This window comes from Corynebacterium tuberculostearicum (assembly GCF_032821615.1).
In the GTDB taxonomy this organism is placed as follows: domain Bacteria; phylum Actinomycetota; class Actinomycetes; order Mycobacteriales; family Mycobacteriaceae; genus Corynebacterium; species Corynebacterium tuberculostearicum_H.
In genome coordinates this window covers 1-11961 of record NZ_JAVBIF010000028.1, presented here as the reverse complement: position 1 = coordinate 11961, position 11961 = coordinate 1, and the positions used below count along the sequence as shown (strand labels likewise).

Annotated in this window: 10 protein-coding genes; 3 read left to right on the top strand and 7 right to left on the bottom strand. The window is 51.7% G+C overall.

Annotation, left to right across the window (positions count from 1 at the left end; translation table 11 throughout):
* Positions 1-409: 409 nt before the first annotated feature.
* Positions 410-1099 carry a 3'-5' exonuclease gene (locus RAE09_RS11395; RefSeq protein WP_005325320.1) on the top strand — a complete coding sequence of 230 codons (690 nt, stop codon included), beginning with the start codon at positions 410-412 and terminating at the stop codon, positions 1097-1099.
* An 83-nt stretch (positions 1100-1182) separates the two neighbouring features.
* On the opposite strand, the gene RAE09_RS11390 is transcribed toward RAE09_RS11395, so the two are convergent.
* The 3 genes from RAE09_RS11390 to RAE09_RS11380 form a co-directional block, all read right to left on the bottom strand.
* The gene (locus tag RAE09_RS11390) at positions 1183-1563 is read right to left on the bottom strand and encodes a hypothetical protein (RefSeq protein ID WP_005325318.1); all 381 of its coding nucleotides are present in this window, start codon (positions 1561-1563) and stop codon (positions 1183-1185) included.
* A complete protein-coding gene (locus RAE09_RS11385) occupies positions 1563-1772 on the bottom strand; it encodes a hypothetical protein (protein WP_005325312.1) in 210 nt (69 codons plus the stop codon). The genes RAE09_RS11390 and RAE09_RS11385 overlap by 1 nt, the downstream gene beginning before the upstream one ends.
* Before the next feature lie 362 nt (positions 1773-2134).
* The gene (locus RAE09_RS11380; protein WP_156794342.1) at positions 2135-2638 is read right to left on the bottom strand and encodes a hypothetical protein; all 504 of its coding nucleotides are present in this window, start codon (positions 2636-2638) and stop codon (positions 2135-2137) included.
* A 470-nt stretch (positions 2639-3108) separates the two neighbouring features.
* Here RAE09_RS11380 and RAE09_RS11375 point away from each other — a divergent pair.
* Together RAE09_RS11375 and RAE09_RS11370 are read left to right on the top strand one after the other, a co-directional pair.
* Positions 3109-4342, top strand: a protein-coding gene (locus RAE09_RS11375; protein WP_316981730.1) for an IS3 family transposase whose coding sequence is annotated in 2 segments (ribosomal slippage) — positions 3109-3398 and positions 3397-4342 — 1236 coding nt in all. Because the reading frame shifts where the segments join, the coding sequence is not laid out codon by codon here.
* 97 nt (positions 4343-4439) lie between these two features.
* A complete protein-coding gene (locus RAE09_RS11370) occupies positions 4440-4985 on the top strand; it encodes a hypothetical protein (protein WP_005325306.1) in 546 nt (181 codons plus the stop codon).
* A 24-nt stretch (positions 4986-5009) separates the two neighbouring features.
* Here RAE09_RS11370 and RAE09_RS11365 read toward each other — a convergent pair whose 3' ends face one another.
* The 4 genes from RAE09_RS11365 to RAE09_RS11350 are packed head-to-tail and all read right to left on the bottom strand — an operon-like array spanning position 5010 to position 11752.
* Positions 5010-5918, bottom strand: coding sequence for a hypothetical protein (locus RAE09_RS11365; RefSeq protein ID WP_005325305.1), 909 nt, complete (start codon positions 5916-5918; stop codon positions 5010-5012).
* 7 nt (positions 5919-5925) lie between these two features.
* Positions 5926-6894, bottom strand: coding sequence for a hypothetical protein (locus RAE09_RS11360; protein ID WP_236587117.1), 969 nt, complete (start codon positions 6892-6894; stop codon positions 5926-5928).
* Positions 6894-7733 (bottom strand): hypothetical protein, encoded by an 840-nt coding sequence (locus tag RAE09_RS11355; protein WP_040425393.1) that lies wholly within the window; start codon positions 7731-7733, stop codon positions 6894-6896. The genes RAE09_RS11360 and RAE09_RS11355 overlap by 1 nt, the downstream gene beginning before the upstream one ends.
* A gap of 17 nt (positions 7734-7750) precedes the next feature.
* Positions 7751-11752 (bottom strand): coiled-coil domain-containing protein, encoded by a 4002-nt coding sequence (locus tag RAE09_RS11350; protein WP_179387021.1) that lies wholly within the window; start codon positions 11750-11752, stop codon positions 7751-7753.
* Between the last annotated feature and the right edge of the window lie 209 nt (positions 11753-11961).

The following is an 11961-nucleotide window of genomic DNA, read 5'->3' as shown; positions in this document are numbered from 1 at the left end:
TCCGGACGCGGTGATCGTCAACCGGGTCTTCGAGACGGCCTGAGAACGCCGGCACGCAGCGGCCATCAGGAAATGAGAAACTGGGTCGTCTCGGCTCTCCGCCCAACTTTGCAACAGCACCCTGTAGATCTATATCCAGGGGTGATCAACCAACAAAACCGTGCAATACGGGTTACGGTTTAGGCTCCCGCCTCGCCTTGCGGCTCGTTGGGCTGCCGCCCAAATCAATAGATTTGGTTGCCACCAAAAACTCCACTACTTAAGGCACACACGCATTCTCACCGCCACCACGGGGAAAGAAAAACAATTAAAAATAAACCTCTCCTCAATTTCGACAACCTGACGCATCCGCCCACTCCCCTCTACGCCCACCGAGGACGTGTCCGGGACACTCCGTAGTGTGGTGGGCATGAACTTTTTCAACCGACTCCACGAGACTCTCACCCACCTAGAAAACGCTCTAGACAACGCTGCCCACCTGCAGGCGGGCAGGCCTGTCTTTGCCGTCATTGACACAGAGACCACGGGGTTTAACAAGCGATACGACCGCATCATTGAACTCGCCGTCGCCCGCTTTGATGAATCCTTCCGGCTTGTCGACCAGTGGCACACGTTGATTAATCCTGACGGCAAGCAGATTAAAAACTCCCACATCCACGGCATCACCAACGCTGATGTCGCCCACGCGCCCACCTTCCCAGAGGTCTACACCGAGTTCGCCGCACGTGTAGATGGGATGGTGCTCATGGCACACAATGCCCCCTTCGATTCGAAGATGATTCTTGCTGAAGCCGAGCGCATCACCCCAGACGGGGAAGACGTGTACTTCCCCTTCGTAGATACCATCGCCCTGGCTAAGCAGATGGTGTCCCTGCGCTCCTACAAACTCTCTGCTTTGCTTGACCATGTTGGGTTGCATAACCCGCAGTCCCACGCGGCTATCGCCGACGCTACCGCCACCGGACAGATGCTCAACAAACTTTTCGGGAAAGAAGCAACCAAGATTGGACGCCAAATCCTCGACCAGGCCGTCACCTTCAACGCCGGCTACACCACTAACTGGGGACTACCTTGCAAGCCCACCGTCACACGCCGCTAACGCGCACCAGTCCGCCGGCCGATAAAAGTCGCCCAGTACGCGTGTCTATCATGCGCGTGCTGGGCGACTTTCGCTTTCAGTGTTTAGGATGCTGCGAGCTTTTGGGCGCGCTGGTAAGACACTCCGAGGACTGTTCCCATATCTCGCACGGTCATTCCAGCGTTTCTCATTGCAACAGCGAGGTCATGAGTGCTTGCCTGTGCCGCAGCGGCCAGTCGTGCCGCTTCTTCGCGTTCTTTTTCGGCGCGAGCTTTCATTTCCGCAAGGCCCGGTGGGAGAACAACATCAACAATAATGTTGAGTTCGTCTGGGTCTAGGCCTGCCTGAAAGGCCAGTGCTTCGCGCATCTCGTCGGCAGCATTAGCTAGCCGCTTAGTTTGGGACACTGCCCCCAGTTCGGCGCATTCGAGCACCCATACTCCGCTGGTTCCGCGTTCTGCGGTTACTGTGTATGTCGTGGTCATTACCTCCACCAGCCTTTCCCTAGTTCTTGGGCGTATTGGTCGAAAAACTTCTTGACTGTCACATCGTCAATCTCACGGTGCCTACCTAAGGTTCGGGTTGTGCTGCCTACCCGATAAGCGTCATGGCGCGATAGGGCGATTTCCTCAAATTCAAGACCGCGCCGCTTGGCTTCCGCTTTCAATTTCTTGATGACGGCGTTTCGCTTCATAACGGTAGTCTACCGACAGGAGACTAAACAAGTCAACCATGGGTAGACAGTTTTCTTGCTCATGTTCCAAAGAAAATTAGGCGTGGGCCGGAAAGGCCAAGCCCTAGCGGGCAAAAGGCCACATTGGCGCAGAAATAGACGCTTGTGCCAAACAGACAATCACGCAAGCGATTGACGAATTAAGCAGATAAGCAAGTGACAACGGCGAGCCCATTAAGCCGCGGTGCGGATGCAACAAAGATAAGGACCCCAGATAAGCACGCTTATCCGGGGCCCTCGACGGCGTTCATCTCGTCTTCGCCAGCGCTACGTTTAGTCGGTCGATCCTTCGCGGGCGAGAAGCTCATCGCGACGCACGCGCATCAATCACAACGAGAAAATTCTTCCTGCGTCACAATCTTGCTTGAAGTTTCATCGACAGTGCTTTCTGAGGAACCTGTAATAATCTCTCCGGGCTTGAGCTCGCGTATTTCCGATAGTTTCGCATCTACTGGATACGGCTGAACATCCTCATGCGAAGTGGAAGCATTCGCAATCAACAGCTCATCAGCTTTTTCTGGTGCTTCAACTGGTGACTCTGCTTGCCAGTTCGAATCCGGATTTGAGATATCAACGTTGAAGTACCCAGACACGGGAACTTTAGCGTTAAAGCTTGCGTATTTATGATTCTCGCCGTTTACGTTCGGACCAGTCAAATCTACGCCGTCTAACTCAACTCCGCATGATTCCACCTCTACAATTACGCCACCGGATTCATTAAGTGAGAATCCAACTTGTCCGGAAATGTCTGTATAAACGGCATTTCCACAGGCTGTAAGAGAGAAAAGTCCTCCTCCCAATAGGAAATAAAGGAACAATTTCTTCATCGCTATCCTCCTAAATGCCCAGGCCAATGCGTAGGATGTACTGTTACTACAACGACGCAATCATTTCTAATCCAGTATTCATTAGAGTAGACATTTCTACATACTGTTCGAAGATTATCTCTAAGCTGTCGATTGCAGTTCGCAAATCCAGATGATGCTCCTCCAGATTCTTTTACATCGAAGTAGCAGATATCATGCCGAGCACATGCACCTCTAAAATCTGCAGAGGTCCCTCCAGGGTAGTAATAAAAATCTGGTGACTTAGTGCAGTAGTCACGCAAATCTCCGGCATTTGGATCGTAGCAGGCCGTCACCTTCAACGCCGCCCACACCACCGGCTGGGGACTACCTTGCAAGCTCGCCGTCACACGCCGCTAATCCCGTGCTCTGGTTAGGGGGCGCTCCCACAGCTCCACAGAGTGAAGTGTCCCAGGTTTTGTTCCGTCTGAGTAGATGGGAAAATCTGGAATATGCCAAGAAAATTTGACCAGGATGCGAAGGACCGTGTGGTCCGTCTTGTAGAGGACCGTATCTTGGCGGAAAATATGTCGATGCAAGCCGCGTGCAAGGCAGTAGCTCCAAAGTTGGGGGTTTCATGGCACACGGCTCGTCAGTGGACCCAGCAGGCCCGTCGTGCGGGAAGCATCCCAGAACCTGTGCCTGAAGACTTGGCCGCGGAAAACGCGAGGCTACGCCGTGAAAATCAAGAGCTACGCGACACCAATGAGCTACTGAAGGCTGCCTCGGCTTTTTCGCGTCGGAACTCGACCCAAAACGTCGGAAATGATCCGGTTCATCGATGAGTATCGGGATCGTTTCTCCATCGAGTTCATTTGCGAGACGTTAAACACCCACCGTGTTGGCGGTTTCATCACGTCCCGTGGATACCGCCAATCAAAAGCCCGTGGTATGAGTGCCCGCAGTCTTCGTGACGCTGCTCTAGTCGCGCACATCGCCGAGGTCCATGAAGAAAATTTTAGCGTCTACGGCATCCGTAAGATGTGGCATACTCTGCGCCGTGAAGGAATCGACATTGGCCGTGAGCAGACCGCACGCCTGATGCGTCTTGCTGGAGTCAGAGGCAAAGGTAAAGGTAAGTCTCCTATTACTACCCGCAAGCCGAAGGGACCAGATCTGCGTCCTGATTTAGTTAATCGCAAGTTCAACGCCCCGGCACCGGCCCGATTGTGGGTGGCCGATATTACTTATGTGCGCACTAGAAAAGGATTCGTGTACACCGCTTTTGTTACCGACGTGTTCTCCCGAAGGATCGTCGGGTGGGCACTATCTGATTCAATGCGTACCGAGGCGCTGCCGCTGCAGGCGCTTAATCAGGCGATTGTCAGCGCGAAGGAAACAACGGGGCTGATTCATCATTCAGATCATGGCTCACAGTACGTCAGCATTGTCTACAACGAACGGCTGGCTGAGTATGGAATTGCTGCCTCTACCGGGACAGTAGGAGATTCCTATGACAATGCTTTGGCCGAAAACGTCAACGGTTCCTACAAAAATGAGCTGATTCATCGGCGGTCGTGGGACAGCGTGGTTGACGTGGAGATCGCGACGTTTGAATGGGTTAATTGGTGGAACGAGGTACGGCTTCACCAAAGTCTCGGCTATCGCACGCCAGCTGAGGTTGAGTCAGAGTTTTGGGAAACCAACCCGGCCCAAGAAATAATGGAAATCAAGGCAAATGCCTAGGAACAAAACCCGGGACACTTCATACCGCTGGAATACTCGACTGGCGGGGGCGTTACACTCTCAGCTGTCTTACTTTGAGGTTCTAACACGCAACGCTATGAACAACGCACTTCAAGACTGGAACGATAAGGAAAAAGGCTCCAGAGACTGGTCCCTTGAACACCAATCAGCACAGCTTTTATACGACATGTTCAAAGGGCCAATTGGACAGGCTAGAAAATGGGCTCGGAAAGAATCTCAGCGTCGCCGCAATGGACACGCGCGCAAGAACGCTCCGCTCAGCCATGATGATGTAATAGCTCAACTCACATTAGGTAATTGGTCGAATCTTCTCGGAGAAGCGTTGCCAGACCATCGTCCAAACGCAAAAATACTGTGGAAAGAGTGCTTACACCACGCCTTTCCCCGCGTTGACCTTAAGGACCAATCGAGGGAAAACATTGGGAAGAAAGTCGAAAGACTGACACGTTTACGCAACCGAGTATCACACCAAGAAAACCTCTTGGAAACCAACATCCGAGGACGACTCAACGATCTTCTGACAGTACTTAAAGCCATCGACGCTAGCTACCCTGCCTGGGCTATGACAGATTCTCAAGTGCGACGGGTAGCGCAAGAAGATCCTCGCAAAAGTTGGAGGTAAGGCGTCCCTGGATCCCCACAAGGTCTATCCTTGCAGTTGGGCAAAGATTCTTTCGTTAAAGTCATAGACGTATGGTCCCCACTTTTGTATTGCATTTAGCAATGCTTGGTCATCAAGTCCGACGGACGTATCGACCACGGCCCGCGTATAAAGCTCGACATGTTCTCCGGAGTCGAGGACAAATGCCGTGGGCGCTGGTTCAAAAACATGGAGCTGATTAATAGCCTGAGCCAGTGCCGTACTCAAAGCCGGATGCTGGTTATTGAGCGATGAACCAATGGTAAAGCGCAGTTCGTTTTCTGCCACTTCAATATCCAAGAATTGCCCGCCAATACTTGTTTCTACCACTTGAAAGTTGCCTGCCATACGAGTCTCCGGCATTACTCCGGTAAGACGTGCCATACACATTTCAACTCTCTCAACAGTAACGCTTTCACACTTTTGTGCATCGGGGGACGCAACATCGCTAAAGATATCCAGCACCTCGCCTTGTGGTTGAAGGCGTGCGGGTACAGAAGTTGTATTGCTGGAAGAGATAATTGAATAGGCGAGCGCTTGCGCATACCACTGCTCCACCTCGTCAAGGCTTCGACGCCACCATGCCTGCAGCCGCGCAGCTGTCAGGAATTCTCCGACTAGTAGAGATGCCTTTGCCTGTATTTGCCCCTCGCTGACAACAAAGCGGCATAAACCTGTCGAAGATTGTTGCAAGGCACTGATCAGTGCCAACGCGGTCATTTCATCTGAAACAAGACCAGGAATGAGAAAAGTTGCCTCTGTCGATTCATACTCATGATTGGCTCTGATAAAAGCCTGCAGTCCATCGATGGGGAGGTTTCTCGTGATCTGACCGGTCTCAGTACCGAGATACACGTGGTGGCCAAGATCTGCGAGGGCAACTGCGTATGCATTGATTGTTGTAGGAATGTTCATCTCTAACTCATCCTTGCTCTGAGACAGGGATCGATGACCAAGCTCGGATAGGCCCGTCATGAAGTCCCTGGAAGAACTGATACTTCTCTAGAGGGATACGCGCCGGCGGATCGTAGTCTTTCGCTTCTACCAATTGATCCTCATAAGTATCTGCAACCTGCGCCGGAGTTAAGCGCACTAGATAGCCTTCTGTCCCATAAAAGGAATCGTCATACGGGGACACACCCAGCGGCGCGAGGATGTCTTCGACCTGCTTTTCTCCAAACTGGGACCACATAATCCGCGCGTGCTCGTCGGTAAAAGACTCTTCCGGAAACTCAGTGACCTTTGGCAAGGAATCAAAATCAAAACCGTAGTCTTTAAACGGTTCGGTTTGATCAGAAAGAAACCTCATATATCGATACCACCGGCCATTGGAATTTTTAGCAGTTTCATTTGTCAGACAGCGGTATACATAGCAATCGAGGTAAGTTTCATAAGGTTTCGAAGGAATCGCACGCATTGAAAAACGAAGCATTCCATAGCTTGCTCGGCGGGAAAAAGTTTCATCAGTGTTGTCTACCCATGGTTCATGCTCTATAGAAATGTAGTACGGGACCTGCGGCGTAATTTCTTGCTGGAGTGCAAGGTCGTAGGAAAACTCGGCAATTCCTGGGAGCTTAGTTGATTGTGGGAATGAGCATGGCCCGAATACAGCCGTCCACTCCGAGTTAGTAGGAACAAAAACAAACTGAAGAATATGATTCTGTGGCTTGATTAGTCCTGCTAGTTGGTTTCTGCCAGCCGCTACTTTTTTGACATGAACGTTGCACTCGACCTTGTGATTTTCCCTGTAAAGATAGGGTTTTGCATAAGGGCTATCGAAGCCTGAAGCCCACTTCTCAAATTCCTTGACGACAGTTTCAATTGGAAATCGAAGGAGTTTTACTTCGTACGATATAGGTGCGATGGACTCGGTGAAGAAAAACTTCTTCATTAACCTTCACTCCTTTCATGTTCTCGATCCCACGTGTGCTCTGGATAATCAAAAATTGCTGAAGATCCATAGGCTTGCGCAAGAGGGTAGCCTGCATTAATTAGCGTGGCACGTCCGGTGAGGAAATCTCTATTGAAAGGATCTAGCCCAAAAAGATGCGCGCAGTCAGCCAGATCCTGGGTAGTAAACCGTTTCCGTAAAGGTCCTTTCTTAGCTTTTAGTCTTTCCAACCCAGGGAAGTGAAATTCTTCCGCCTCTGGCCATTGTGTAAATGCTTGAAACCTTGACTCGCCTTCACCGATGCCTACGTCGAAGAATTGCTCGCCTCGATTTTCGGGTACTGGTTCTGAAAGTCCAATAGCGGCATGGATGTCATAGGAGTGGACCGTGAGGTTCTTAGTGCCAGTGCGTGAGCCGAGTGCGTCCTCTAGCTCTCGCTCGTCAGGATGGTCCTGGATAAGCACTTGGGTCATTCCCGGGACGAAAGGAATCGATCCAACAAGTCCAATGAAACTCAGAAACTGTTCGTATTCCATAGGCCTATCGCACAGGAACCATACCCATTCAGGATTCTTGGTTTCCAGGACTGCCGTCCAACGGCGAGGAATCTTCGGATCCCGTACCCCAAGGCGCAGCGCGTTGGGAAGGTCATCGACCGTCGTGTCAATCTCTACATATTGCTGTGACCAGTAACTGTTGGCAGCACCTTCAGGCGTGATGAAAATTCGCGAGCGTGAAGCCGCCTCTACGGCATAGTCGTAGGGAAGTTTTAGGAACAATTGGTCATAGGAATATGGCGCAAACAGATAATCAATATCTCGGCGAAGGTAAAGGGTCATTCTCATACCATTCCAAGTTAAGGGTTGTAGCTATCTACTGCGTTTCGATTGGCCGTGATGACTTTCATGAGGTCGTCGGATTCGTCGATGTCGTCGAGTGTAAGAAGCCAGACGTCTGCATTCGGATTGGCATCCAATAGTTGGCGTGCATGGTGAAACGCTCGTGGTGCAGGAGGTCGATCAAACTCCGTCTTTATTGACCGGCCAGAGCTATCGACAATATTAACGTCAGGGCGTCCGCGACTAAGAGTCTTTAGAACCTTTTTGTCAAGTTTTTCATCGTAGACAAAATCAACATCACGCTGATTTAATCGTGCAGCCGATGCGCCTCGCTTCTGTGCGAATAATGCTTGCATCTGGGCAAACTGGTTTTGCGCGGAGGTTTTCCCAACTGTTCGCTTATGCAGATCCAATGGTTTAGGAGCATTCCGCAAACCAATTTTATTTAGGATATGCGGTTGAGTTACTGGGACTTGAATTACTGAATTTGCAACCTTATCTTGGAGGCTCGAAATTGCCGCAATGACTTGCGTCTCCTTGGTCTTGTACCCAAAGGCCATGATTTCGGAAGCTTTAATATCGCTTAGCGGTGTTGTCCTGTCCCATTTCATGAACACGTTAAGTTCATCTGGGGTTAACGTGTGGATATCGAGCTGATGGACAGTAAATGTCCTGGGATATCCGCCGCAGCGCGAGATAGCAGGCTGAATATGTGCTTTAGTCTTGTTGTGTGTTGGCCTGTGTATGGCGAAGGAATACGTCGGTTGTTGGCGAGATGCTGCTAGTGCGATCCCGCATTTTCCTGGTTTACTCAGACCAGCGATAAGGCGGTCTGCTTTTTGTTGCTTGCGTACGCTTAGGAGTTTTTTGACATCTGGGAGCTTGGCTAAGAGTTTCCGGATAGCCGATGCTGCCTTTAACCCTTTGCCGAACTTAACAATGGCCCCGCCTGGAATGAAGCTTAATGCAGTCCAGAGGCAGCCTGAGATTTCTCCCTTGAAGCAATTGATTACGTCGGTAACGCCTATAAAGTCAAGCAAGATGTTTAGTGCTTCTTTGCCGATGGTTTCTTTAATGGCATCAAGAACGCTTGTCGGTGCGTTGTCACCTGCTCCAGCCATGGAGGCTTCTTGTAGTTCTGCTTCTTCTGCGAGTTGCTTTTGGATTGCTGCGTCGTAGGCTTCTTGAGCTGCTTGGCCTGCACGCTGAGCGTCGTAGCCGGCTTGATTGGCTGATTGGCGTGCGGTTGCAGCAGAACTTGCGGCATCACTTGCTGATTGGTGTGCTTGTAAAGCATAGCTGGTAGCTGCATCGGCATTAGCGCCAGCTTGTCGTGCATCGGCTTCCGCTTGGTTGGCGGCAGCATGAGCTCGCTCTTTCTGGGCTAGAGCAAAGCGTAGGGAGTTTTCTGCGTTGCGCACATGGTCTTGTGCGATTCGGGCAGATTGAGCTGCCTTTCCTGCCCACTGCGAAGCTTGATTGGCGTAGTCTCTTGCTTTTACAGAATCGCCATAGGCGGCGTAGTAGGACTGCTGGGCTTTAGCTGCGCTTTCGGATGCTTTTTGTGCTGCGGAAAAACCCTGTTGAAGTAGAGCGTCGATACTGTCGTTGTAAACTGTGCGCTCGGCATCATCGCCAGACTTTCGAAAAGCTTCAACAGAGACAAATTCGTTGAGCATGGCTCGGTCGCCGAGCACGGCTGCTTCTGCAGAAGCTTTAAGTTCGGGTCCGCCGGTTCTTGCGAGTTCGTAGGCTTGGCGTTGTTGGTCTTCATATCGAGCTTTTTCAAAGCCGCCTTCAACGACAAAATCGGCAAGGTCATCGTAGGTTCCAGAAGAAATGGCTGCGTCAGCTTTTTCCTTAACGGTATTGCCGCCGGCGTCGCGAAGCTGCCAAGCTTGTCGAGTTAGTTCCGGGACTTTCATAGTGTGAACAGTCTCGTTAAGGAACGTGTCTAACTCTGCTGGAGGGTCTTCGATATGCTCGTCGGCAGCTTTGCGGATTTCTGGGTTGGGATCTGCCTGCCACAAGAATTGGGCCTTGGTGACATTGTCTTGGTATTTGAGGGAGTCGAAAGACTTCACGAAGGCCAGAAGATCTTCGTGAGATCCGGTTTGGAGTGCGACTTGAGCGCCGCCCTGGACCATGGAATCGCCTACTTGTAAAGCAGAGACTGTAAGTTGCTGGACTTTTGCAGTGTCGATACTCTCCTCAGGAACTTGCGCTAGAGAGGCAAGTTCTGTCAGATCTGCTTGCAGGCGTTGTTTTTCTTCCTTGTTATCGTGGACTACCTTATCTTGTGCATCTTCGAGTTCACGTGCATATACTGCTTGGTCTTTGAGGTATTGGGCTTCTTGTTCTTGGCGCTGGGTGGCAGCTTCTTGAGAAAGTTTGGCGATGTCATTGGCAAGGTTGATGGCCTCGATGGATTTTATCGCTGATTCTTGGGCTGATTGGGCATTAGCGCCGGCTCTTTGTGCGGCGGCAGAGGCATTGCCGGCTTCTCGTGCTGCGTCTTCTGCGGCTTGGGCGCTTTTGTTTGCGTGGTCGGCGGCTTGTCGAGCTGCTGTACGGGCTTTTTGTACTAGTTCGGTGATCTGGTTGACGATTCCGTCGACTTCGTTAGAGGCTGCGCGTGCTCGAGAGGCTGCTGCGCGTGCTCGTGCGGCACCTGCTCGTGCTTCTGCTGCGGCTTGGTCACCGGCTCCTGCGGCGGCTGCTGCTTCGGATGCAGCGGCTGCTGCCGCATCTGCATTGTTTGCAGCGCTGGCTGCGGCGCCGCTGGCGGTGCGGGCAAAGCCGGCGGCGGCGTCTGCGTGGACAAAAGATTGCGCGGCTTTGTCAGCAGCCCGTGCAGCATCACGAGCTTGTTCGGCTGCTTGGCGCGCTTGAGATGCCATGGAGGCGTCATAGCCTGCCGCAGAAGCACGGGATGCTGCTTCTTGGGCTGCAATCCGTGCCCGAGAAGCAGCAGAGGCTGCACGAGCTAGAGCATCGGCAGTTTGGGCTAAGGCTTGTCGTGCTTCTGCTGCTGCAGCCACTGCGTTATCGGCTACTTGGGCAGACTGGTTAGCAAGCTTTCCTGCCGACGCTGCGGCATTGCCTGCCCTTACTTGTGCTGCATCGGCGGCTAGTGCCTCATCTTTTGCTTTTTGAGTAGCCTGTCGAGATGCCTCTGTTGCCCGTCTGGCTTGGTCAGCGTTTGTTGCAGCGAAGCTTGCGGCACGCTGGGCTTTATCGGACTCTTCGATAGCGGTATCGACCAGTTCGGTAATACTCATCTTCTCTGAGTCTTGGGCCGCATCAACAAACTGCCCATAGCGAAGATACGACTCAATTGCTGTATCTGTATCTGTCATCAGTGCTTCTGAAGCGCCTGCAGCAACTGATGGGAGTGGGGATCGGGAAAGTTCGTAGACTTCGCGTCGTTTATCATCCCAGCGAGCTTTATCTGCACCTGTTGCTGCAAACTCGCTTAGGGCTTCTTCAGTGTCTGTAGATAGTGCCTTTTCGGCTGCTGATTTAAGGACACTTCCTTCTGGCGCTTGGGTCGCTTTCCACGCGGTGGCACGATCATCTTCGGTTTGGGCTGTTTGCCACCCAGTATCGATAAAGTTGCTAAGACTGTCGATATCACCTGCATCAAGTGCCTGTTTGGCTGCGTTTTGAACGTTTTCTTCAGATAGTGAAGAGATTGTCACCACTATTTGGCGAAGGTCTTGAGTGCGGGCCTCATCCATGCCTGATTTCGCATAAGCAGATAATTCTTCTTGCCCGCCTCGAAGTACTTCTTCAGCAGCTGCCTGCGAGGCAGGGAAGTTGGTGCTCACCATTTCAATGGCATAGTTTCGCGCTTGCTGTTCATCAGCAATCTCAGCACCCAGGTCGCGTTGATCTACTTGGGCAAGCGCATGCGCTGACGAAAGGCTAAGCCCTACTGCAGCAGCGGTGATAACGGACATGATTTTTCGAGCGCAATGTGTCACTGTCTTCGCAGGGTGATGATGCTTGTAGCGCATGTGCGGACTTTCTTATCTAAAGGTATGGGTTAATTGGGCGCTATGCGTTACAGCGAAAGCAGCCTGAAAAGGCATACACAGTGGCGGCTGGGGTTGACCGCAATTCGTGGACACGTAGTGGGGCTACCTAGTGTTTAGGCAGCTATTTCTTTTCTACTGGTGGTTAGACCAATGTGGTTTTCGAAGTCGACGGGACTGACCATTCCTAG